Annotated in this window: 24 protein-coding genes; 7 read left to right on the top strand and 17 right to left on the bottom strand. The window is 38.1% G+C overall.

What is annotated here, in order from left to right; genetic code table 11:
- Nucleotides 1-70 precede the first annotated feature (70 nt).
- From BLV99_RS13445 to BLV99_RS13420, 6 genes are all read right to left on the bottom strand, one after another.
- A complete protein-coding gene (locus BLV99_RS13445; RefSeq protein WP_092691572.1) occupies nucleotides 71-253 on the bottom strand; it encodes a PA1571 family protein in 183 nt (60 codons plus the stop codon).
- Between the two features lie 132 nt (nucleotides 254-385).
- The gene (rng, locus tag BLV99_RS13440) at nucleotides 386-1840 is read right to left on the bottom strand and encodes a ribonuclease G (protein WP_086165552.1); all 1455 of its coding nucleotides are present in this window, start codon (nucleotides 1838-1840) and stop codon (nucleotides 386-388) included.
- 39 nt (nucleotides 1841-1879) lie between these two features.
- Nucleotides 1880-2446: a Maf-like protein gene (locus tag BLV99_RS13435; RefSeq protein WP_092691570.1), complete on the bottom strand. Its 567-nt coding sequence runs from the start codon at nucleotides 2444-2446 to the stop codon at nucleotides 1880-1882.
- A complete protein-coding gene (mreD, locus tag BLV99_RS13430) occupies nucleotides 2434-2925 on the bottom strand; it encodes a rod shape-determining protein MreD (protein WP_092691568.1) in 492 nt (163 codons plus the stop codon). The genes BLV99_RS13435 and mreD overlap by 13 nt, the downstream gene beginning before the upstream one ends.
- Complete coding sequence (gene mreC, locus BLV99_RS13425; RefSeq protein WP_086184832.1) at nucleotides 2912-3769, bottom strand: rod shape-determining protein MreC; 858 nt, start codon at nucleotides 3767-3769, stop codon at nucleotides 2912-2914. Before mreC ends, mreD begins: the two co-directional genes overlap by 14 nt.
- A gap of 16 nt (nucleotides 3770-3785) precedes the next feature.
- Entirely contained in the window at nucleotides 3786-4832 is a 1047-nt protein-coding gene (locus BLV99_RS13420) for a rod shape-determining protein (protein ID WP_086184833.1), read from the bottom strand.
- A gap of 133 nt (nucleotides 4833-4965) precedes the next feature.
- On the opposite strand from BLV99_RS13420, the gene gatC reads away from it, so the two are divergent.
- The 3 genes from gatC to gatB are packed head-to-tail and all read left to right on the top strand — an operon-like array spanning nucleotide 4966 to nucleotide 8300.
- Nucleotides 4966-5280: an Asp-tRNA(Asn)/Glu-tRNA(Gln) amidotransferase subunit GatC gene (gatC, locus tag BLV99_RS13415; protein ID WP_092691565.1), complete on the top strand. Its 315-nt coding sequence runs from the start codon at nucleotides 4966-4968 to the stop codon at nucleotides 5278-5280.
- Between the two features lie 53 nt (nucleotides 5281-5333).
- Nucleotides 5334-6812, top strand: coding sequence for an Asp-tRNA(Asn)/Glu-tRNA(Gln) amidotransferase subunit GatA (gatA, locus tag BLV99_RS13410; RefSeq protein WP_092691563.1), 1479 nt, complete (start codon nucleotides 5334-5336; stop codon nucleotides 6810-6812).
- Nucleotides 6813-8300: an Asp-tRNA(Asn)/Glu-tRNA(Gln) amidotransferase subunit GatB gene (gene gatB, locus BLV99_RS13405; RefSeq protein ID WP_092691561.1), complete on the top strand. Its 1488-nt coding sequence runs from the start codon at nucleotides 6813-6815 to the stop codon at nucleotides 8298-8300.
- A 46-nt stretch (nucleotides 8301-8346) separates the two neighbouring features.
- Here the strand turns inward: gatB and BLV99_RS13400 are convergent, their stop codons facing one another.
- The 4 genes from BLV99_RS13400 to BLV99_RS13385 all read right to left on the bottom strand — a co-directional run bounded on the left by BLV99_RS13400 (nucleotide 8347) and on the right by BLV99_RS13385 (nucleotide 11744).
- Nucleotides 8347-9270 (bottom strand): hypothetical protein, encoded by a 924-nt coding sequence (locus BLV99_RS13400; RefSeq protein ID WP_092691559.1) that lies wholly within the window; start codon nucleotides 9268-9270, stop codon nucleotides 8347-8349.
- Between the two features lie 335 nt (nucleotides 9271-9605).
- A complete protein-coding gene (locus BLV99_RS13395; protein ID WP_342028102.1) occupies nucleotides 9606-10130 on the bottom strand; it encodes a hypothetical protein in 525 nt (174 codons plus the stop codon).
- 205 nt (nucleotides 10131-10335) lie between these two features.
- The gene (locus BLV99_RS13390) at nucleotides 10336-10851 is read right to left on the bottom strand and encodes a hypothetical protein (RefSeq protein ID WP_092691554.1); all 516 of its coding nucleotides are present in this window, start codon (nucleotides 10849-10851) and stop codon (nucleotides 10336-10338) included.
- A 140-nt stretch (nucleotides 10852-10991) separates the two neighbouring features.
- Entirely contained in the window at nucleotides 10992-11744 is a 753-nt protein-coding gene (locus tag BLV99_RS13385) for a hypothetical protein (RefSeq protein WP_092691582.1), read from the bottom strand.
- A 706-nt stretch (nucleotides 11745-12450) separates the two neighbouring features.
- Here BLV99_RS13385 and BLV99_RS13380 point away from each other — a divergent pair.
- Nucleotides 12451-13029: a DJ-1/PfpI family protein gene (locus BLV99_RS13380; RefSeq protein ID WP_092691551.1), complete on the top strand. Its 579-nt coding sequence runs from the start codon at nucleotides 12451-12453 to the stop codon at nucleotides 13027-13029.
- Nucleotides 13030-13179: 150 nt separating this feature from the next.
- Here BLV99_RS13380 and BLV99_RS13375 read toward each other — a convergent pair whose 3' ends face one another.
- The 3 genes from BLV99_RS13375 to sbmA form a co-directional block, all read right to left on the bottom strand.
- Nucleotides 13180-14148, bottom strand: coding sequence for a hypothetical protein (locus BLV99_RS13375; RefSeq protein ID WP_244516322.1), 969 nt, complete (start codon nucleotides 14146-14148; stop codon nucleotides 13180-13182).
- A 326-nt stretch (nucleotides 14149-14474) separates the two neighbouring features.
- The gene (locus BLV99_RS13370) at nucleotides 14475-15548 is read right to left on the bottom strand and encodes a DUF1176 domain-containing protein (protein ID WP_092691546.1); all 1074 of its coding nucleotides are present in this window, start codon (nucleotides 15546-15548) and stop codon (nucleotides 14475-14477) included.
- Nucleotides 15549-15745: 197 nt separating this feature from the next.
- The gene (gene sbmA, locus BLV99_RS13365; RefSeq protein WP_092691543.1) at nucleotides 15746-16942 is read right to left on the bottom strand and encodes a peptide antibiotic transporter SbmA; all 1197 of its coding nucleotides are present in this window, start codon (nucleotides 16940-16942) and stop codon (nucleotides 15746-15748) included.
- A 661-nt stretch (nucleotides 16943-17603) separates the two neighbouring features.
- Here sbmA and BLV99_RS13360 point away from each other — a divergent pair.
- Both BLV99_RS13360 and BLV99_RS13355 read left to right on the top strand, forming a co-directional pair.
- Nucleotides 17604-17798, top strand: coding sequence for a hypothetical protein (locus tag BLV99_RS13360; RefSeq protein ID WP_086165614.1), 195 nt, complete (start codon nucleotides 17604-17606; stop codon nucleotides 17796-17798).
- A 304-nt stretch (nucleotides 17799-18102) separates the two neighbouring features.
- Entirely contained in the window at nucleotides 18103-18321 is a 219-nt protein-coding gene (locus tag BLV99_RS13355; protein ID WP_092691541.1) for a DUF6500 family protein, read from the top strand.
- Nucleotides 18322-18323: 2 nt separating this feature from the next.
- Here BLV99_RS13355 and BLV99_RS13350 read toward each other — a convergent pair whose 3' ends face one another.
- The 3 genes from BLV99_RS13350 to BLV99_RS13340 all read right to left on the bottom strand — a co-directional run bounded on the left by BLV99_RS13350 (nucleotide 18324) and on the right by BLV99_RS13340 (nucleotide 20336).
- Nucleotides 18324-18629: a putative quinol monooxygenase gene (locus BLV99_RS13350; RefSeq protein ID WP_092691538.1), complete on the bottom strand. Its 306-nt coding sequence runs from the start codon at nucleotides 18627-18629 to the stop codon at nucleotides 18324-18326.
- Between the two features lie 132 nt (nucleotides 18630-18761).
- Nucleotides 18762-19559 (bottom strand): hypothetical protein, encoded by a 798-nt coding sequence (locus tag BLV99_RS13345; RefSeq protein ID WP_092691536.1) that lies wholly within the window; start codon nucleotides 19557-19559, stop codon nucleotides 18762-18764.
- 144 nt (nucleotides 19560-19703) lie between these two features.
- On the bottom strand, nucleotides 19704-20336 hold the full coding sequence (locus BLV99_RS13340) for a hypothetical protein (RefSeq protein ID WP_244516321.1): 633 nt from the start codon (nucleotides 20334-20336) through the stop codon (nucleotides 19704-19706).
- A gap of 200 nt (nucleotides 20337-20536) precedes the next feature.
- Here BLV99_RS13340 and metG point away from each other — a divergent pair, with 200 nt between their 5' ends.
- The gene (metG, locus tag BLV99_RS13335) at nucleotides 20537-22597 is read left to right on the top strand and encodes a methionine--tRNA ligase (protein WP_092691529.1); all 2061 of its coding nucleotides are present in this window, start codon (nucleotides 20537-20539) and stop codon (nucleotides 22595-22597) included.
- Nucleotides 22598-22649: 52 nt separating this feature from the next.
- On the opposite strand, the gene BLV99_RS13330 is transcribed toward metG, so the two are convergent.
- Entirely contained in the window at nucleotides 22650-24242 is a 1593-nt protein-coding gene (locus BLV99_RS13330) for a DUF6119 family protein (protein ID WP_092691527.1), read from the bottom strand.
- Nucleotides 24243-24433 lie beyond the last annotated feature (191 nt).

Here is a 24433-nt window from a genome sequence, read left to right as displayed (position 1 = left end):
AAAAGATTGAAAACCATTTTAAAGCTTTCGACTTAACCTTTTTTTACATCAATAATGGCTTCATTTAATGTCAGCATACTTTTTGAAACACCACCCGGCATCGATTTAATAATTGGTGGCAGACTGAACGAACCATAGCAGTGGTAATTTGAACTTCTTTACCTTGTTCATCCACAATATAACCACTATTAGTGGCAGGTTTATGATCTAAGACTTTCGAACTTTGTTTAATAATTACTTGGCTTATACTCATGTCATACCTCTTTTTTGCTAAGCCAAAAGGAGAAATTTGGCTTTGGCTACTGTGTATGCCTAGTATTAAAAATTACACTTCGAAAGTAAAATTTCAGATGTAACAAGTGTTTAACGATATTCTGTTACAATTTCAACTCAGAATGATATCGTATTGCTCTTGCGTATATAAATTTTCCACCTGAAACTTAATCACACGCCCTATAAAATGCTCTAAATCGGCTACTGCGGGTGCTTCGGCTGTTAACAATCGGTCAATCACCAACGGATGAGCAATCACAGTAAAGCCACTTTTTGATTCAAAAGCACGTGCATATCTTAAAATTTCTCGAAAAATTTCGTAACACACTGTCTCTGCCGTTTTCACATAACCACGACCCTGACATGTTGGGCAGGATTCACAGAGTAAATGTTCCAAAGATTCACGGGTACGCTTACGGGTCATTTCAACCAAACCCAGTTCCGAAACTTGTGTAATCTTGGTTTTTGCATGATCACGTTCAAGCATACGCTCGAACTGACTCATCACCTCTTCACGATGCTGTGCTTCTTGCATATCAATGAAGTCAATAATAATAATGCCACCCAAGTTACGTAAGCGGAGTTGACGTGCAATGACTTGCGTTGCCTCCATATTCGTTTTAAACACCGTATCTTCTAGTGTTCGTCCTCCCACATATGAACCCGTATTGACATCAATGGTGGTCATGGCTTCAGTCTGATCAATCATCAAATATCCACCAGACTTAAGCGCTACACGCGTTTGTAGTGCCTTTTGGATATCTTCTTCGACATTATATAAATCGAAAATAGGACGTTCACCCGGATAGTGAATCAGTCTTGTTTGCATACTGGGTACAAATTCAGCGACAAATTCTTGTAATTTGGCATGAATTTCACGTGAATCAACTGAAATTTTAGAGGTCGCTTCGTTGGCTAAATCTCGAATCACACGTTGCGGAAGAGGTAACTCTTCAAAAATAAGTGAAGGCACCACAATACTTTTTTGTTTACGTTGAATAAATTCCCAAAGCTTGGCCAAATATGCCATATCTTGGGCAATTTCTGATTCGGGAATCCCTTCAGCAGCCGTACGAACAATCACACTGCCCGGTAGCTGATGTGTGGTTTGAATAGGCTCAATCATCGAACGTAAGCGATTACGTTCCTCTTCAGACTCAATGCGCTGTGAAACACCAATATGATGACCATACGGCATGAGGACTAAATAACGCGAAGGAATTGACAGGTCTGTACTTAAACGAGCACCTTTGGTTCCAAGCATGTCTTTCATCACTTGAACCGTAAGAATTTGCCCCGGTTGCAGCAATTCAAATACATTGGGTGTGGGCTGATTACGTGGCCAAATCATATCATTGATATGTAAAAAGGCTGTACGAGATAAACCAATATCGACAAATGCCGCTTGCATACCCGGCAAAACGCGAACCACTTTGCCTTTATAAATATTGCCCACTAAACCACGTTTAACCGTGCGTTCTACAAATAATTCATTGACCGTACCATTTTGGATTAAAGCCACCCGACATTCCATAGGGGTGACGTTAATCAGTAGCTCGTCAGACATAATAAGACTCAAAACATTATAAAAATTCTTGTTCAGCAGTTAATTTAGTGCCTTAACTACTTTTAATAACTGTACTGCTTCGTATAAGGGTAAGCCCACCACATTACTATAACTTCCTTCAATACGAGGAATATAACGTGCTGCAACCCCCTGAATAGCATAAGCACCAGCTTTACCTAAAGGCTCACCTGTTGCCCAATAATCTTCCATATCATTGCGGCTTAATGCTTGAAACTCAACCTGAGTTCGTACCACTATACTTGATTTTTCGCGACTTGTACGCACGCAAACACCTGAAAATACATCATGTTTACGTCCTGAAATGGATTGCCACATTTCAAAAGCATGTTGCTTAGATTCAGGCTTACCTAAAATTTGATCATCTACCCCAACACTGGTATCAGCAGCAAGAATAATGGCATCGGGGAATTGCTCTAAAACCGCTTGAGCTTTCGCACATGCCAGTCGTTCAACATAGGCTGCAACATTTTCGCCCACTAAAACAGACTCATCAATCTCTGGACTAAAAATGTCGAAGTCGAGTCCCAGTTGTTGCAGTAACTCACGGCGACGTGGAGAACTTGAAGCAAGAATTAAATGCGCCATTTTTTCAGTACAAAATAAATCAGTGGGAAAACTAAAATGCTGCTCAACAAAGGCTGCCAGTGCCTTGCAATCGAAAACTGCAATCCACCCATAATTTGCGCAATCCAAGTGATAAATAAATGTGCCAATACAGCTAAAAAGCTAATTACCCACAGATTAGCAAAAGTCAAAATACGGCGTTCACGGGTTAAAAATCGTGCCACAAAGGTAATGACGACAAAACTGAAGGCATTCATGCCTAAAGGCGCATCAACCAAAAGATCGGTAAAAATCCCTGTCCCAAAAGCAAACCAAATACCACACCATGTTGGCTGACACATGACCCAAAACAGCACCACCAACAACATGAATAATGGACGCGCACCTGAAACAGCATAAGACAACGGATAAACGATGAGTACTGAACAAATAATGACGGAAAGCACAATGGCAATTAACGGATCACGATTTTTTTCAGAACGCAGTTTAGCGATTAGCATAAGGTTGCTCCATCGCTAAAGAATCGGAAAATAGAACCGCCACATGATGCCCACCGGCCAACTGTGCTGCTGGAATCACATCAATTTTGGAAAACTCACCTGAATTATGTCGATTCACCTTAGACACCGTTCCGACCAAATAACCCGCAGGGAAATGTGCACCCAGTCCAGAACTATAGACTTTTTCACCCACTTTAATATTGGCACTGGTTGGAACATATTCCATTTTCAAATGACCTAAATCACCAGTACCCGAAACAATGGCACGCATTCCAGTATGTTCTAAACGTACAGATAAAGAATGCTCTTTATCCGACAATAACATCACGCGACTACTATGTGGATAGACATTAATGATCTGCCCCATAATGCCTTTGTCATCCAGTACCGTTTGACCCACTTTCAGTTGGCTACTGGCACCGCGGTTAATCACAATAATATGACGAAGTGGATCTGCATCTGTACCAATCACTTCTGCAATTTCCATACGACCATCAATAATCAGTGGAGTATCGAGTAAGCCTCTTAGACGCGTATTTTCAGCAGAAAGTTCAGATAGTTTTTGCAGACGAACTTGCGCCTGTAAAAGTTCGGCATGCATCGCGGTATTTTCACGACGTAACTGCGCCTCGGACTTGGTTTGTTGATTGAGCCATTCTCGCGATAACACTGGATAACTTGCTAAGGCATAAATGGGATTATATGCCGCATACAAGACATCACGTGCGGGTTGAATCACATGCGGCATACGCCAATTAAAAAATAGCACAACCCAACATGTGATGACCGCAATGATAAATGAGCGAAAAGATGGCGGTTGTCTAGAAAACAGATTTGTTTGCACCCGCCTCGTCCTTAACTTAGCCTACAAATAGCATGTCATGATTTGGATTATCAAAGAATTCTAAGACTTTACCACCACCACGAGTCACACACGTCAATGGATCTTCAGCAACAACCACAGGTAAGCCCGTTTCTTGTGCAAGGAGTTTGTCTAGATTACGTAATAATGCACCGCCACCCGTCAATACAATGCCACGCTCTGCAATGTCAGAAGACAATTCAGGCGGGGTTTGTTCAAGTGCCGACTTCACCGCAGAAACAATATTTTGTAATGGATCAGAAATCGCTTGGGCAATTTCAACAGAAGTTACGGTAATTGCACGAGGCACACCTTCTGCCAAGTTACGACCACGTACTTCAATTTCAAGTATTTTTGAGTCAGGATCAAGCAAAGCCATGCCGACTTCTTTTTTAATCACTTCAGCGGTCGTTTCACCAATCACACAACCGTGTGCTTTACGTACGTAGTTAATGATTTGCTCATCAAAGACATCACCACCGATACGTAATGAATCAGCGTAGACACAACCTTGTAATGAAATAATTGCGATTTCAGTCGTACCACCACCAACATCGACCACCATTGAACCACATGCTTGCTCAACTGGCATACCTGCACCAATTGCCGCAGCCATTGGTTCTTCAATTAAACGAACATCACGTGCACCAGCATTAAAAACGGCTTCACGGATGGCACGGCGTTCTACCAAGGTCGATTTGCATGGCACACATACAACAACACGCGGTGCAGGTGGAAATAGACGTTTCTCATGCACTTTACTGATAAATTGATGCAGCATGGTTTCTGTGACTTCAAAATCGGCAATCACACCATCTTTCATTGGACGAATTGCAGAAATATTCGCAGGCGTACGACCCAGCATTTGCTTTGCATCCAGACCAACCGCGGCAACAATTTTTTGTGAACCACTATGACGAATTGCCACAACAGTCGGTTCATTTAATATAATGCCTCGTCCTGGTGCATAAATAAGTGTATTTGCTGTACCTAAATCAATGGCTAGATCGGGCGAAAACAAGCCAATTAGTCTTTTTAGAATCACGGAGACGTTCTCGATTAAACTTTATGTGGACGCAAGGTGGCAACTTTAACTAAATGTGATGATTTGAACAAGTCAATCGCTTATTATAACGCACGATATTTTGAATTTTTTTAATACTGACTCAGGTGATGTTATGTCTACATCGGATGCACAGCATTCTGCGGATTTAAATGCACAAACAGTTTCGGCAATCGCCAATCTTGCTCGATTGTCGCTAGATGACACGCAATCTACTGAATATGCTCAAAGTCTAAATAAAATTTTAGGCATGATGGACACCTTAAAAGGGATTGACACTGATGGTGTTGAACCACTTAAAAGCCCATTTGATCATCCACAACCTTTACGCGAAGACGTGGTTTCTGAAGATAATCATCGTGAAGAATATCAAGCTGTTGCACCTGCAACACAGGATGGCTTGTACTTAGTTCCTCGCGTGATTGAATAATTTTTATTCAGTTAAACCCATTAAATCAAATTTAAGGTAAAGAATTTTTTCTCATGACTGATTTACATCGCTTATCGATTCGTGAAATCACTGAGGGTTTAAGCCAAGCTAAATTCTCATCTCGCGAACTGACTGAACATTATTTAAAACGCATTGATAAAATTGATGCTCAAGTGCAAAGTTTTGTAACCGTGACCCCAGAACAAGCATTGGCTCAAGCGGATGCTGCGGATACTGCAATCAAAGCAGGTACTGCAACTGTACTGACTGGTGTACCGATTGCCCACAAAGATATTTTTTGTACCCAAGGGATTAAGACCACTGCGGGTTCTAAAATGTTGGATAACTTTATCTCGCCTTACGACGCAACTGTTGTAGCGAAAGGTAAATTTGCGGGTCTGGTGACTTTGGGTAAAGTGAACATGGACGAATTCGCCATGGGTTCAACCTCGGAGTCATCTTACTTTGGCGCAACCAAAAATCCGTGGGCACTGGATCATGTTCCAGGTGGTTCATCGGGTGGTTCTGCTGCGGCTGTTGCGGCTGACCTTGCACCGTTTGCTACAGGTACAGATACAGGTGGCTCAATTCGTCAGCCTGCATCCTTCTGTGGCCTTACAGGGCTTAAACCGACTTATGGTCGTGTATCACGTTTCGGTATGATCGCGTATGCATCTTCCTTAGACCAAGGCGGCCCAATGGCGCGCTCGGCTGAAGACTGTGCTTACCTGATGAACGTGATGGCAGGTCATGATGCAAAAGATTCAACCTCGATTGAAAAAGACGTTGATGATTATGTTTCAAACCTAAATAACACAGCGCTAAAAGGTTTACGCATTGGTATTCCTAAACAATACTTTAATGTTGCTGGCTTAGATGCGGACGTTAAAGCGCGTGTTGAAGAATCATTGAAAAAGTTAGAAGAAATGGGCGCAACCTTGGTTGAGATTGATCTCAACATGACTGAAGCTTATGTTCCGACGTATTACTTGATTGCGCCTGCCGAAGCATCGTCAAACTTACAGCGCTATGATGGCGTGCGTTATGGCTACCGTTGTGAAAATCCAGTTGATTTGATGGATTTATACAAACGCTCACGCTCTGAAGGTTTTGGTGCTGAAGTGCAACGTCGTATCTTGATTGGTACTTATGCGTTGTCTGCTGGTTATTACGATGCTTACTATGTCAAAGCACAAAAAGTACGTCGTCTGATCCAACAAGATTTCTTAAAAGCGTTTGAATCTGTTGATGTGATTGCCGCTCCTTCTGCGCCAACCACAGCATATAAGATTGGTGCTTCTTTAGATCCAGTTGAAATGTATTTGGGCGACATCTACACCATCGCGGTGAACTTGGCGGGTCTTCCTGCAATCAATGCGCCTGTTGGTTTTGATAAAGATCAATTGCCTGTTGGCTTACAGCTGATTGGTAACTATTGGTCTGAATCGCAATTGTTGTCTGTGGTGCATCAGTATCAACAAGCGACCGATTGGCATACTCAACGTGCGGCAATTGCTGAGGAGAATGCATAAATGACCAATATCTCAAAAACAGCTCAAAAGAAAGCTAAATCACTGTTGATTGATGGTTGGGAAGTGGTGATCGGGATTGAGATTCATACTCAACTCGCAACAAACTCTAAAATCTTCTCGGGTTCTTCAACCACTTTTGGACAAGACCCAAATACACAGGCTAGCCTTGTTGATTTGGCGATGCCGGGTGTGTTGCCAGTTTTGAACAAAGCAGTGGTTGATCTTGCCATTCGCTTTGGTTTGGGAATTGATGCTTATATCGACAAAGCATCGGTATTTGCACGTAAAAACTATTTCTACCCCGACTCGCCTAAAGGCTACCAAATTAGCCAAATGGACAATCCCATTGTTGGCTTAGGTCACATCGACATTCAACTTGAAGATGGCACAGTTAAACGCATTGGCGTGACCCGTGCCCATCTTGAAGAAGATGCAGGTAAATCAATTCACGACCAATTTGAAGGTATGTCAGGCATTGACTTAAACCGTGCTGGTACACCTTTACTTGAAATCGTGTCTGAACCCGATATGCGTTCGGTTGAAGAAGCGGTTGCCTATATTAAAGCGATTCACACTTTAGTACGTTGGTTGGGTATTTCTGACGGCAACATGGCCGAAGGTTCGTTCCGTTGTGACTGTAACGTGTCGTTGCGTCGCCCGGGCAATGAATTTGGTACACGTTGTGAGCTGAAAAACCTCAACTCATTCCGTTTCATTGAACAAGCGATCAATGTTGAAATTGAACGTCAAATGGAAATTTTGGAATGGGATGGCAAAATTGACCAAGAAACGCGTCTTTTTGATCCTGTGAAAATGGAAACCCGTTCAATGCGCTCGAAAGAGGAAGCGAACGATTACCGTTATTTCCCTGATCCTGACTTGTTGCCTGTGATTATTTCTGATGCTCAGATTGAAGCAGCACGTGCGACTTTGCCTGAATTGCCTGCGCCACGTCGTGAGCGTTTTGTGGCTGACTTTGCTGTGACTGAATACGATGCTCATGTATTGACGCTTTCACGCGAAATGGCTGACTTCTATGAAGCTGTTGTGGCGGCTTCTGGCGGTGCGGCTCAAGGTAAAGTGGCTGCAAACTGGGTGATGGGCGAATTCTCTGCTGCTTTAAACAAAGCGAGCCTAGACCTTGCTGAATCCCCTGTTTCGGCTGAACAGTTAGGCGGCATGATTGCGCGTATTGTTGACAACACCATTAGCGGTAAAATTGCGAAACAAGTCTTTGGCTTTATGTGGGATGAAGGCAAATCTGCCGATGCCATTATTAGCGAAAAAGGCTTGAAGCAAGAAACCGACACAGGTGCAATTGAAGCGATTATTAAAGATGTACTTGCAGCCAATGAAAAAATGGTTGAAGAATTCAAAGCGGGTAAAGAGAAGGCTTTCAACGGTCTTGTCGGTCAAGTGATGAAAGCGTCTAAGGGTAAAGCCAACCCTGCACAAGTAAATGAATTGATGAAGAAATTGATTGGTTGAGACTGATTAATTTTAGAATAAAAAACCCGTCTTAAGACGGGTTTTTTTAAAAACACATAGCAAAAGGTGCGATAAAACATTGCCCCATTAAGGGAGTAGTCACATTACCATTTTCATCAATTTCTCCCAAACGATAACCAAAAAATGAGAGTCCTGTTGTAGGAGTCACTCCACCACCGACTCTAACAAAACTTTGATCAGCTATAGCATGCTGAGCATAACTACCAATAGTAGACATATATTCCTCTTCATCTACAATTTTTTGCATAATTCTCATTGGAGCACGATAAATAGATTGATTACTTATTTTTTTAGCTTCTACTTCCTCCTCTATTAATTTCACAATATTATCTTTTTTATCACCAAGTAAAATATATTGTAATTCAGCTGAATCTAAATCAAATATTTTTTCTTCAATAAAATTTTCAAAACACTCAAACTCTTCTTCTTTTTCATTATATAGATCATTAGGTAATGTCTGGCAAACGATATTATGAGCTTGATAATTTTGCTCTATTGGACAATATCCAAAAATACAAACTTCAAATTTTTCTTTTCTATTCCCCGTATTTTTTACATGGGAATACATTACCTGTTTAGCAATATTATTTATCAAATAAATAACATGACGGATTGGGGGTAGTTTTTGTTTCAGATTAATTGACTCCACAATGGGAGTAGATGAGTCAACCAAACTTAAGTGTTTAAACAAGTATTCAGCAGTATTTTTAACAGCCATACTTAATAAAACGTTACCTGCTATTGCCATACCTAGGCTATGAGCAGTCTTGTATTGGATACGAATTGGGTCTAACGCAATCTTTAATTCAAGTTCATAAATTTTTGGAAAGATCTCTAAGCTTCTTGCTATGCTGCCCTGTGCATTTTGGTGGGTAATCCTACTATCTGCTGTTGCCCATAAATTTGACGAGTTATCTTCTTCATTTAACCACACTACAACTGAAGTCATAAAAATTTCCTTTTTATTAAATATTTAAATTAATTAATTAAATTAATTAAATTTTAATACAAATACTCAATCGATTTAAACATACACCACTTAAGAAAATGACTAGAAAAAAGTACCATTTATTTTAAAATTCAAAGACTTAGGATGTATTCAACTTTCTAAGTCATTTTTTATGAGGAATTCTTTGGAATCCCTCTCCTTGCTAAGCTTCGCTTCTCACCTTTTAAAATGGAGACTTTGTCACGTGATTAGTTTGATACGTGATATTCCCTCTCCTTTTTAAGGATGAGTCTTATTACACGCAAGAGGGAGACTCTTTTAAATTAACATTCTATTTAATTTAAACCCTCAAGCTGAGCATCACAACCAGCCCATTCATTAATATTATTTAGATATTTTAAAGGTTGTAATTCAACACGCTTACCATCTGGCATAATCTCATTAATTTCTAATGAGCATTGCATACTTGATGCATTATCTAATAGCTCATAATTTTTATTGGCAGCAAATTTATAAATCGCATCTACACCGCAACCACGTAGTTCCACACCATTATGATAGCTCTTATAAGCACTTATCGCTAAAAACCGTTCAGCAGGCAATTTAAACTCTGCAAAGCCAATCTCACTTGGAGGGAAAGGTATACCAAGCAGTTTTTGTTTATAATTTATTTGTTTACTCTGCATTTGTTCTTTAAATGTTCCAACACTTGCCACTTCTGGCAGCATTTGAAATTTAGGTTGCATAGATGTCATACAACCATTTGGATACAATCTCACACCAAAATTATCTTTATGCTCAATACGAATATTCGCAATGTGTGCAGCATTAGAATCTTGATACAGTTTTAAACCTAACATCTTTTTTGACTGATTCACCATCCCTGCACTACAACCCGTTAACCCTAACACCAATAAACTTATGACTATTTTTTTCATGTATTGAATAACTTACTTTAAAATTTTACGCAAATATTAACAAATTTAATGCTTAACTCAATTCTTTTTACCATTAAAAATAAGAACTTTAAGCAGTATCTCTTTTTTCAAAGAGATACTTTTATCTTTATCTCGTAATCCCCAACTTACTCCAAACATCAGGCGTTAAAAAAGTCATCACCAATTTATTTAAATCCACATAACGAATTACACCTTTTAACTGCTGCTTTACTTCAGGGTTCTTAATAATTTCTTCCCCCGTAATGCTGCCTAACTCCTGAAAACTGTCACCCACTGCTTGCAAACCTTCCGCCTGAATTACTGCTTTGGTCTGTGCTGAACATTGCTCGACTAAAATCCGTTGTAATACCTGCGCCACGTTTTTATCCAACTGTATGCGCTGTTCTTCCGTGACATTGCTATATACTTTCAGGTCAGGGTGTGCCGCCAAAGCCGCAAATGTCCATTGCAGTACCGCTGTTTTATCCGTCGTAGTCGTGGACTTGACCAAACAAGCACTGAGTTGATCAACTGTAGCTCCTGCTATTGCCACTTGTGTCGTGCCCAATACAGCCATTACCATCAACACAGAACGGCTTAAAGAAGAAAATTTACGGCGGGCAGAAGTATAAAGACGTGACATAAACTGATTTCCAAATAATCATCTATTTCTTTGTACCACAGCGCCAATGTTATCCCCAATTATGACTGTGTAAATTGTGCACATCAAAATGATTCAAGCTTTAGTAAAATGTGCATCGCTTAAATCCGTTTTTCTGCTCTTTATTCCATGCCCGCATAATTCCATGTTTCAGGAATATTCGGCTGCTGAGGTGCTTTATTTAAATCAATATTCAGGTTTCGACTGCCTTGATACGATTTCTCGCCTGAATCCGATGCTGGGGATACACTCAAATGATAACGATAGCGGAATTGCCACAGCATCGGCTTAATGGGACGGATATCTAAACTTAAAGCATCTTCATCATGGCAATTGCCTTTTGAGCTTTCATAGTCTTGTTCGGAAAAACAAGCACGAATCATTCGATTCAAACTAAACGGATAGTTTTTAATAAATGCATGCGTATTGCCTGAGTCCTTTAATTCATAAAAACTGGCGCGCTCGATGCCTGCTCCACCACCCGAATACATTTCAGAAAAAGTATCAATCACTGCAATGGCATAACGGTTTTGCGCCATCGGAAACAGCTTGGGAAATAAAAATTGCCCAGTCGATGTACCATCCTCTTGACTGGAAATATCGATATGCCATTGCTTCAACAATTTAAGCCCCGTTGTAGATGAGCTAAACTGAGCAATATCTGCACCAGATAACAGCCATAAACGCTGATCTGGGGTTTTTAGGCTACGCCATTGATCACGATGCTGACAAAGCTCTTTCACTTGTGCGCATAATTGGTTCTGCTCCTGTTGACTGAACTGTGCTTTTTTAAACGCCAAAATATCTAGAGGTGCAGCCAAAGTGGTCGAAATTCCTTTTATTTCTTGAGCAAATGCAGCAGAACTGAATGCCATAAAACAGCAAGCAAAAAGTATATTTTTCATTGGTTTCATTTCTCTATTTCATCTATTTATTTTCAAGTGATAAAACCATTTAAAGGTTTTAAGCGCATTTCGTTATATGCGTTTGGATCAAAGAATATGGTGTTGCACTTCAAATGCTAATCTAAGTCTTAAAAAAAGTGGATGATATATCGGAAAGTATTAAATTTATTAAGCTTATTGAAAATTCACAATCTATGAATGAAACGACTAGTAATAGGATAGAAAAAACAGAATTAACAACTCTTTAGGTCAAATAATGAAAATCTAAGAGTAAAGCGAATCCTGCATAATTCAAAATATTCTAATAAAATACTTTATTAAATCACATGACAACGTCATTCGCAGTTGTTCGAGGCCGGACTTCATTATTTAATAAAGTTTCTGCGAACAACTTAATAAGAGATGGTATTTGACGAGTTCTGCGGATGACAAAAAATCTTTGGTTACTTTGGATTTTCCCAAAGTAACAAACGAACTCCTAACATTGAATTACTATCGGGAGGGCTCTGTTGTGAAGTTACATATCCAAAGAGTATGGCCTTTTCAAAGAAATACTTTGCCCCTCATCAATCCTACGACTAAAGAAAACAATACCCTACTTAAAACAGCCATCTTATTCTGCTATGGTGAAACAAAACCTTATATAAATCAGATCTAAGAAAAGAAAGAGGGAAATATGTCAAAACAAATCTTAATGCTCGTTGGTGACTATGCCGAAGACTACGAAACCATGGTGCCTTTTCAGTTCCTCACAGGTTTAGGTTATACCGTACATGCCGTTTGCCCAGACAAAAAAGCAGGTGACAGTATTGCGACTGCCATTCACGACTTTGAAGGTGAACAAACCTATAGTGAAAAACGTGGGCATAATTTCGCCATTAATTATGACTTCAGTGCCGTCCATACTCAGGACTATGTCGGACTGGTCATTCCGGGTGGCCGTGCCCCAGAATACTTACGCATGAATGCACGCGTCATTGAAATTGTGCGTGAATTTGATGCCGTACAAAAACCCATTGCTTCTGTATGTCATGGTGCGCAACTTCTTGCGGCTGCTGATGTACTGAAAGGTCGTTTATGCTCGGCTTACCCTGCCTGTGCTGCGGAAGTTAAACTTGCAGGTGGTCAGTATGCAGACATCGCAGTGACTGAAGCGGTAACGGATGGGCATCTGATCACTGCCCCTGCTTGGCCGGCTCATCCTGCTTGGTTAGCACAGTTTGTTAAAGCATTAGGTGCGACCATTACCCTTTAATACAGGTCAAAATAATCTTCAAATGCAGATCTATTTTGCTCATTCCACTACAATGCAGTGGAATGAGCCTTAACTAAATGAGACCCAAATAGCAGCTAGATTAAATCGTATCAATAAGCCCACTATTCAAGAATTACCCCACAGATAAAGTTATTTCAATTGTTTCAACATGTGCTTCGCACCAGCATGATTATGATTATTCGCTAAGTTCTGCAAAATATTTTTAGCTTGAGCCTTTGAGTTGGAAAAACGACTACTATAACTCGGCACACTGGTAAAACAACGTGCAACCAACATCCCCGACTCTGCATAAACATTTGTACCATTGGCATTGGGTAATTTGCCAAAATTATACGCACGCTGCGCATTATTACAGGCATTCAATTGGTTTTGCCCTTTGTTCAAATCACGACGCGCAGCAACAAAAGCTTTAAGCTGCTGCTGTTGAGGTGTATCAACCGCTTTCTCGACTGGCTTAACAGGTGATTCAACCACAGGCTTGTCTTCTTTTTTAATTTCGCTTTCTTTCGCAATAGCTGCTTTGCTGGTTGTGGTTTTCACGGTCTGATTATTTACAGCGCTCTTTTTAACCACAGCATCGGTTGATATATTTTTATAAAATTTCTGACTTTCTTGAACCGTCATTACCTTACTTTGTAAGCTAACCACCCGCGTTTCGCTGCCATCCGTGAACTTACGTTCAGCCGTGGGTTCAATTGAAACGATCCAGCTTTGCCCATTACTTTGCACACACTTATATGCACCAATTCCTTGCTTGACATGACTATTGCCAGATAAACGTTTTTTCGCTGGTGCATCCTTGACTAAAGACATGCTGCTTTTGTACAAAAGTGCAAACTTGCCCCCTTTTGCGGAGCAATAATGGGTTAAATATTTTCTTGGATATAAGGATTGTGCTTCATTATTGCTTTGCTTCGCCCCCCAATCATAAACATATTCCTTTGCTTGACCATTTGCATGATTAATATTTTTTTGAGCAATTAATTCCTGAGGTGAAGTAAAATTTTTAACTGAATCTGAGCTTAAACTGTCCATGCTGGTACAGCCATGTAAAGCGATGCCAACTCCCCCCATCAAGATTAATGTTCTGAAATTCACGTATCAATGCCCAATTATGCTGTATAAAAGAAAATATAGGAAAAGACAAAAAATAACAAACACAAAACTTTGATTTTATTATCAATTTAACTTAATCTGGTTTTTACTTTTCACTCAAAACAGACTATAAATTGCCAACTTCCAAAGGTTTTAAAGTTAAAATAATAACCAGATAACACTTCATTTCCCCTTTTTAATCTTTCATCATTGGTTAAGGGTAAATAATCCCTCACGCCATTTGTCATTTTCTATTATGAGCAGATTCAGCTCTATTCTCTTTATGATGAATGGATCTCGACATGATTCAAAAATAAGTGTTTAACCCATTACCTCACCACACTTTCAATCAAATCTAAATTCCAAACCCCACCAGCTGCCACTCCTTTACACATGCCCGACCAACGATCTATGCTCTGAACGAAAGTTTTTCCATCCCAAATCCATTCACTCATCGACCAACAATCACCAATGCCACGACCTTTTTGTGAGCTACTGATCTCACCCTCGGCAAAATCTGAGGCAGACTCAGTCACAAAGGTCGCTTTACCCTTTAAAGAACCATCTATGACCCACGCGCCAAAACCTTCGTTATATGCACCGCGCCAACATAACGTGGTTGCTAAAACTTTTTGATTGCTGAGTTTATAGAGCTCTATTTTTTGCGATTGCACACCATTTTCCGTATAAATACCTTCACAAAAGCCATGACCATCTTGCAATTTAGGTTGTGCTGCCATCAAAGTTGTATATAAGGCTTTGTAGGGTTTGGTATCTGGTTTAAGGACTAAATAAGGCTTAGATGTGGTTTTAATTTTCTTCAGCATCAGCTTTGGCTGTGCAACCAAAACCTTCGATTCATCGGCTGTGCCCTTTTTGACTAAAGCCCCAACAGTACCAACACGTTTTTGAAAATCATCCATTTTTAATAAAGTAGCGGTCATTCCTGCATCTGAGATTTTCCATGAGTAATGAACATTCTTAAATACAATATTCACACTTTTCTGTGTTTGTTGTAATAGTCCATTGACTTGTGCTGTATTCAGTACGCCCAATAACGGTGCTTCTGAACCATCGACGGTGACAGCACCAAAGTCTTTTGCATTGACATAAAAGTGAATATTTTTAAGGTTTTTTTTATCTAGGGCCTGATCATATTCCGATAATGCAAATCTCATCTGAACAGCCTGTTTTTCGCCCGTTTTACGGATGATTAATAACGATGCTGGCATATTTTCTATACGCTCATCCTGATACCCCGCTGCCCGACAAGTCCCTGTATTACTACAATAGATTTCCCAATCTTGATGAGCAAAAGACATGCCTTGAATGGCTTTGGCATAACCCACAGAACTGGTTACAGTAAAACAAACTAAAACAAAGAGATGCTGAAAAGCTTTCATATTGTTCTTATCCTCATTTTTTAATTCATTATAGCGAGAATACCACCCTTTTAAATGTCATTTAATGACTTAAAATAAGGCCTAAATACTACAACTTCCTGCACTATTTTATGCACTTATCTTTTAGAATTAAAAAATGCCAATCAACTTCCAAACTGACTGGCATTCATTTTTTCAGGGCTTTTTATACTTGAAACTTAATGATCTAAAGTCGATTCAAATGCTCTTAAACGCTTATAAATTGAAAGCAATTCAATAATCGTTGGCCATGACTCAATTAAATATTGGAATGACTGACGTACATTGCCAAATACATTTAGAATTTGCATCATTAGACCGAGTGTAATCGCTCCTGCGGCAATACTGGGAAAGAGCACAAATAAACCGTACAGATTGTCCAATTGCATATACCAAATACGCACCATATTAAAATAGGCATAATGGAAATATAAACGGAAATAATTAAAACGAACTTTACTAAACAGCTCTTTTAAAGTCAGTGGATCAGCTCGATCAGCATAATCTTCCCCATACACTAACTCTTTACGATATGCAGCTTCCACTTTTTGGTTATTAAACTCTAAGCCGGGTAATTTATAACCGACCAACATCAATATAACCGTACCCAGTACAGCCCAACTAATGGCTGCCCAAACCAAAGCATACGGAATCTCACCAATCACAGGCAATTGCTTCACATGTGAAGACAACTGTAATAGCACCGGTAAAAAGGCCATTAAAGTCATTACGGCTTGGATCAAACTGACCCCTAAACTTTCAGTGGTTTTAGCAAAGCGCATGGTATCTTCCTGAATACGCTGCGATGCCCCTTCAATATGCCGTAATTGCTCCCAATGTGCGGTGTAATAGTCATTCATGGCTGTACGCCAACGAAAGATATAATGACTGACAAAGAATAGGTTAAATACGGCAATGGTGACATAAACCATTGCCACATATAGAAACGTCATTGTTTCACTATAAAGTAAATTGACATCACCGCCGCCACTACCCAGCATCTTCTGAATTAAGTCATAAAATGGGCTATACCAAGCATTAACCACAACATTGACTTGTACTGAAAACCAAATATTAAACAAAATAAAGGCCGATCCCCAAACAGACCACCCTTGCCATGGATTGCTCGATTTAAACCGCCAGAACAAAGCAAAAATTACAGTAGAGACAAAGAACCACAGATAAAACCATAAAAATGAAGGTGCCCAAAAACGACTTACACCAATCGGTAATTCAGCATCGTTATAGCCTGATGCAAAGCCTAAAAATGTGCCCCAAGCACTGCCACCGGAATACCATAAACTGATATTAACGACAAACCACAGCAGCAACGACAAAAAGAACCATTTCGGATTCGGAAAAAAAGATTTAAACATTCGGTTTGGGGATTCCTTTATTTTTCATTGGCAACTTCGTCCATCACTCAAAACCTAACAGGCTTTAAGACAAATGGCGATATCGGCTATTATTCTAGTCTTTTCATCTTTGTAGCAACTTATTCACTGTTTGTGAAATGTTTTTTCACGTGTAACATTTTTAATCTAGCGCCACATCAAGCAACAAAAGCTATCTTTTAACTCACAGATTGTTGGCTGCCTCTAGCACTTAGCATATCAATATCTTCTGCAATAAAAAATGTGATTGATCGCATCCAAAAAATATACTGATGCGGCACAGCAAAAAATCATCACAAACTTAAAAAACATAAATTTGACTATCCTTTTTCTGAAATTTAATTTACATTTCAAATCCAAATAGACGATCTCTAGTCGTTTGTTACTATACTATTCGCCTTTAATTAAAAAGATCTTAAAAAAATAATCGAATAATATTCAAATTTAAGCATCTTAAAAAGGCTCAAAATCAAAATTATTTAAGGTCACGCCATGCAATAACATCATGCTATAAGCTGCATATTGATTGCCAAAACTTATGCTAATTTTTTTGATGTATATCTCAATCTTGGTAAAATTGGTTAAACAAACAGCAAATCATGTTATTATTGCAATACATTCTGGCCACTGCTGGGGAAGCAATATGGAAAAAATCATTATTGAATTATTAAAACCAATCACGCTAAAAAAAGAAAATTGTCATCCTTTAATTTTTGAAGAAGGTACTATTTTAAAAGTACTGATGCACACACCTAAAGGTTTATTGGTCTGTGATGATTCAAATTTTAATTTTACTGTTTCTTTAAATGACAAAAATAAAATATGGCGTGAGCTATAAATTTAATTAAATTGTATCAAGTTAAAGCGATATTGTATGATTTCAATTTGAGTGCAATTCCCCCCCAACTTTAAGTTGAAGTCATACAATGATGCAATTTATGACCATAATTTAAACACTTTTCCAAAATGATGATTTCAACGGTGCTAAAAATTGAATATGATTGTTTAAGTGTTAAATTTTTAGCATTAGGCCTTTAAATAACCCAGTTTTTAACTGAACATCACTTGGATTATGCTTTCTTGCGTCTTAAAAATGCAAAATCAAAAAATGAATTAAGCATTCAGTCGGTGAGCCCATTCTAATGCAAAAGCAGCTACGTGAAAAAATCATTCAAGTCTGCAATGAAAAAATTGCAAAAAAAGGCAGTAATGTCGGACTGTCTTTTTATGCTTTTTTCGCCAACAAAAATGACAATCCTGAACTTCTAATGCAAGCGGCTGAATGGTGGATTAAAACGCATCAACTCGATCATTTTGAAAAAGCAATCAAGATCAAGCAACTGATTGAAACAGAAAAGTAAGCTTATGCTTTTTTAAGCAGCTGTTCAAAACTTTGCATATGAGTAAAAATAGCCTGTTTTCGTTGATATTGATCAATTTGCGGAACAAGGCGCTGAAAGTGTTCAGATTGGACATGTACATCTAAAGCAACACGGTCAGCCCACTCCTCAACAAAGATAAAATGTCCTTGATCTCGCAGATCATGATAAAGGTCGTAAGCGATACAACCTTGTTCCAATTTGGTCTTTGCCACCAACTCTTGGTACAAAGGCAAAACTAAATCAATTTTATCAATTTGAATAAAATCTTCTGCGAGAAGTTTAAGCATATTACTGATCCGACTTTATAATGCTATTCATCACACCACAAATAGCACAAAACATAAATATTAAAAGCCCGTGCTTAGAAAACTCAAATTAAGTGAAGTACAAATCAAGTTCACTCTTTTCTGACCACTTTATTATCTCACTGTACCCATAAAACTCACCACCGAGAACAACCAAATAAACAGCACAAAACTACGTTCCTTGGTAAAATGGGCAACATCTGTCCCATGTACAATATTATGACGGGTCATGGTCACGGTTGAACTACTATCCATTTTATAAGCGTCTAATTCAGCAAAATAAACATTCAACTCACAGGCAATTTTCGACTTATGCCATAAACTCTTTATTTCATGTCCCTTTAAACCGGGAACAATTTTATAAACATCTATAAACTTGGTATGGTTCTGTTTTAAATAACCTTTGGCAATCAGGACATCGGTCAACAACCCTTCCAATTGTGCATATAAAACTGGAATACAACCTGCAAAGCATTGCATCTTATACAGTTTAAAGGCTTCTTGAATCACCAAACGACGTTGAGCTTTATTTTCACCAATTTCAAGTGCATCAAAAGCTTCAAGCAATTCAGCTTGGAAATAGTCCGTGTGAATGACATCAAGAAGATTAAAATCAACATCGTTTTCATGTTGATTAATCAACGTCCAAATATGCATTAAATTCAACGCATCATTGGCAACTTTACTGTCAACAGGTTGATCTAACTGATCCGCCAAAACATTAAAATAAGGTTCATTGGCTGCAAGTACTTTTAGCATTTGAATGAGGTGTTTATGTTCAGCGGCAGACATTGACTGTAGATATTGATCGGCATCTTTTAAAATGCTTTGTCCGAGTTGTTTACCCTTTTCATGTTGCGGAATTCGGGTCACTTCTTGTTGTTCAAAATCTTCAAAATCGTCATCAATCATTTATATCTAACTCTGTAGCATCACTTTAGCTCAACATTATCCCTGTTATTGAGCCTGCAATATATAAAAAAATAGGGTTTAACGACTTCTACTCTTGAAGATTTAAACCTCAACAATACACTCAGCTTATTTTCAACAGAGAATTCAATCGATTTGATACACACTAAACAGGAGTTTTTCCTTTTCAGCAATCGCCCAATAATCATGAGCATTTTCTTTTTTAGCGCTCAACCTGAAAAAGTTCTGTTGTGAACATGCCTGCTCTACAATCTTAATATGCTTTTCTGAACCATAAACAATAAAAGAATCATGGGCTTTGTAATCATTATGATCTTTTAGCCATTCAGCTGGCTGTACATAATGCATATTCGAATGCCAACTTTTCCAGCGTTTTTTAATGGTCGGTTGAATACATTCAATCTGATTGCTTTGTTGTTTATTTTCGTGATTTCGATATTGAAGTAAAAATTCTTTTTTAGTCAGTTCGTCTAAAGGATAAACCACAACCCAATTGCCACTATCGCCTACATACATCCGCTGATAAAAAAATATGGATTCGGCTAAATGTGGAAAAGCTTGATGGTCATGATTTTGGCTCGTGACAATTCTTTCTGCATTTTTCTCATCTCTCATATTTCCAAGCCAAATCGAAAATGCGAGATATAAGCTAATGATCACAACCAACATCAATATAAACGTATAACCGACCAGCTTTAAAACTCCAGCTAAAATTTTATTAGAAAGATCAGTGAACTGTTTTATGCTTTTTTTAGACAAGGTATTTCTTATTGATTTTTCTTTTTCAGTATCTTACTCAAATTGGTTATAAATACTCAGGTAAGACCGATCCATTCATACTGGCTCAAACACCTTTTTGAAAACATTTCACCTATTCCTTTGTGCATCTTGCTATTAACTCAGGTAAAATCATTGACCTTGCAACACTTTGCATAACGACGAACGAGAGAGTTATATCCGTGCGAAATATTTTAGTCACCAATGCCCTTCCTTACGCCAATGGTCCCATCCATATGGGTCACTTACTCGGTTATATCCAAGCTGATATTTGGGTTCGTGCCATGCGTGCAATGGGACATAACGTGACTTATGTATGTGCGGATGATGCTCACGGCACTGCAATCATGCTACGTGCCGAAGCGAACGGTATTACACCTGAAGCGCAAATTGCCAATGTTCAAAAAGAACATATCCGTGATTTTGATGGTTTTAGCGTGCATTTCGACCATTACGATTCGACCAATAGCGATGAAAATAAAAATCGCTCGGAAGAAATTTATATTAAAAACCGTGAAGCAGGCAACATTGCCGTTCGCCCTGTCACGCAATTGTTCGATTCTGAAAAAGGCATGTTCCTATCAGATCGTTTCATTAAAGGCACCTGCCCGAAATGTAAAGCAGAAGATCAATACGGTGATGCCTGTGAAGTTTGCGGTACGACCTATAATGCAACAGAATTGTTAAATCCACGTTCAACTTTAAGTGGTGCGACACCTGTTGAAAAATCGTCAGATCATTACTTCTTTAAATTGCCAAATTTTGCTGAATATCTACAAAAATGGACCCGTGATGAAGGTCGTTTGCCTGTTTCAATTGCCAACAAACTAGATGAGTGGTTTGAAAATGGCTTGAACGATTGGGATATTTCCCGTGATGCACCATATTTTGGTTTTGAAATTCCAGATGCACCAAACAAATATTTCTACGTTTGGGTCGATGCACCAATTGGGTATATGTCAAGTTTTGAAAACTACATTAAAACTAAACGTCCAGATTTAGACTTTAACGACTATTGGAAAAAAGATTCTCAAAATGAGGTCTATCACTTCATTGGTAAAGATATCGTTTATTTCCACGCGCTGTTCTGGCCTGCAATGCTTGAAGGTGCAAACTATCGCACGCCATCAGGCTTATTCGTCAATGGTTTCTTGACTGTAAACGGTCAAAAAATGTCGAAATCACGTGGCACATTTATTAAGGCAGAAACTTATTTAGAGCATTTAAATCCTGAATATTTACGTTATTACTTTGCCTCTAAACTGTCTGATAAAGTCGAAGATTCTGACCTAAACTTAGATGATTTCGTGCAAAAAGTGAATTCAGACTTAGTCGGTAAAGTGGTCAATATTGCCAGCCGTTGTGCGAAGTTCATTAATACAAGTTTTGATAATAAGTTAAGTGCAACCTGTGCAGAACCAGAATTGGTGCAAAGCTTTATTGATGCAGGTGATTCAATTGCACAAGCCTATGAAGCACGTGAATTCTCTGCTGCAATTCGTGAAATTATGGCACTTGCGGACAAAGCCAATCAATATATTGATGAGAAAAAACCTTGGGCACTTGCAAAGCAAGAAGGTCAAGAACAACAAGTTCATGATGTTTGCTCAGTCGGGATTAACTTATTCCGTCAATTGGCTGTTTACTTAGCACCAGTACTTCCAACCTTAGCGGCTCAAGTTCAAGACTTCTTAAAACTTGAAAACTTTGATTTTGCTTCAGGTAAAACGGTTCTAGTGAATCATGAAATTGCATTGTTCCAACCGTTAATGCAGCGTGTAGACCCGAAAGCAGTTGCTGCAATGGTCGATGCATCTAAAGACTCTTTAGCGGCTGCGGCTGAACCTGTAAAAGTTGAGAAGAAAAAAGAGAAGAAAGCTGCCCCTGCGAAAGTTGAACCGAAAATCGGTGAAGCGGAAGTTATCGGTATTGAAGACTTTATGAAGGTTGACCTGCGTGTTGCTGAAGTTTTAGATGCAGCTCACGTTGAAGGTTCTGATAAATTGCTTCAATTGACTTTAAATGTCGGTGAAGCTGAACCACGCAATGTATTCAGTGGTATTCGTGAGTTCTATGCACCTGAAGACCTTAAAGGCAAATTGGTGGTCATGGTGGCTAACCTTGCACCGCGTAAAATGCGTTTTGGTATTTCTAACGGTATGGTACTTGCAGCCGGTAATGGCGAAGGTGTTTGGGTGATTTCAGCTGAGTCTGGTGCTAAAGCTGGTGATAAAGTGTCTTAAGATTTAATTCTTAAAAGAAAAGCCTCTACGTTGTAGGGGCTTTTTTTATGAATCAATTTTTAACGTGTTTTGAAATATATATTTGTGGCTTTAAACCAAAAAACTCTACTCTTTTTTTCCACGAATCAACAGCTAACAAAAACTGTATAGAGTTTATTTCGATCAAAGATGAGACAGGCTTCTCTAAAACAAGCCAAAGTGCAGCTGATTCAAGAATATCATCAAATGGAATTATTCCTTGTTTGATAAGTTCAACTGAACCTTTAGACTGTTCGATGTTATAGATTAAATCTTGAGGCTTTCCTGAAATTTTAACTGATATTATCTCATTATCTTTATATAAGTCAGCTACTTCAACCTTATACTTATTTCCTTTAATATCTAATGATTGTATTGCCGTCAATTGGCGATCTAGCAATTTATAACCATTATTAAGACTAAGATTCTCATTAAAATAATATTCTCGATATGTTAATTTATTAGTTAAATTTTCATCGTTTTGAATTTGATTTTCTTTAATTACCTTCCAAGCTAAAAAGTCATCTTCAATTAAATCCTGTCCAAATATTATGGGTATTTGTTCTAAAGATTTTTTTAAATATGCAGTGAATGTTTCATTGAATTTAAACCATTTTCCACATTTGAGAAAATATTGTGCATTTTCATAATTTGTATAAAAATCTAGAATCTCTTTCAAAGGTTGTGTAAAACGACCGCTCTCTTCTATCTTAAATTTCACATATAAATCATTAATACTATTAATATCATTATCTTTAATAAAATCAGATATTATAGACATATCAAAGTAATTACCTAGATCAAGTTTTGCGAATTGCTTACGCTCTTTTCTGTAAATTAACTCATAGTTATATTCATGAAATCTAAAAGAGATATTAATTCCAAAAACGTGTATTTCTTCAATACCAATAGATACATTCTGATGCAAAGAATCTATTATTTCAGAATCTAGTTTTGTTATTAAATTTAGATCGTTAACTGGCTCAAGTTTTGGTAATTTAATTATTTCTTCATTCCTTAAAGTATCAGAAATATCATTAAGTATTTGCGCCAATTCACTTGGAGATTTATTAATGTTTAGCTGAATAGAATCAGCAAAAATAATATTTTTGTCTCCCCATACTTCGTGATTTGAAGCTTTAATTTTTAGATGTTCAACTGATTCACCTGATTCATAGCTATTTATATTAAAGTTTTCGTATGATGATACTTCGTGTCTTTTTGTACCTGTGAAATATCTACTTTTTTTAAGAATAGTTGTTTTTTCATCACCCATTCTTACAGCCAAAGTGATTCCAAAATTTGGCTCAATAAATTTTGCTAAGTAGAAATGTGATTTTCCTAGACTAATAGCATATATTTCTTTCGGATCATCTTCATTTTTACAAATTAGCAAACCAAAATGGAAAATGTTTTTTGGAAATTTTTCCTGTGTGTTTAAAAAATCTTTATAGGTTTCATGCCACCAAATATCATTACCTTCAACATTCTCTGAAAAATAAAATGTCATCTCATAATTTTCATAAATTTGAGTTTTTTGCTCAACTAGACCAACTGATTTTATTTTTTCAAGTAAACCATCCATCTCTTCAAATTTTATTCTGTAAATGTTGTATGTATTACTCATAAATATCTCATCTATAAAGTTATTTCAAATTTAGAGTTTTTAATTCAATTTTCAAGGTATTTGAATAACTTATAGAAAAATAAAAATAATATCAATTCATTATAAAATAATTACTTAAGAAAGATTTTTATCACCTCATCCCCAAAACTAACTTCACCCCAAGCGCAGTCATCACTGCACCCGCAATACGA

This window comes from Acinetobacter kyonggiensis (genome assembly GCF_900107285.1).
Classification (GTDB): domain Bacteria; phylum Pseudomonadota; class Gammaproteobacteria; order Pseudomonadales; family Moraxellaceae; genus Acinetobacter; species Acinetobacter kyonggiensis.
This window is presented reverse-complemented; position numbering and strand designations above follow the sequence as displayed.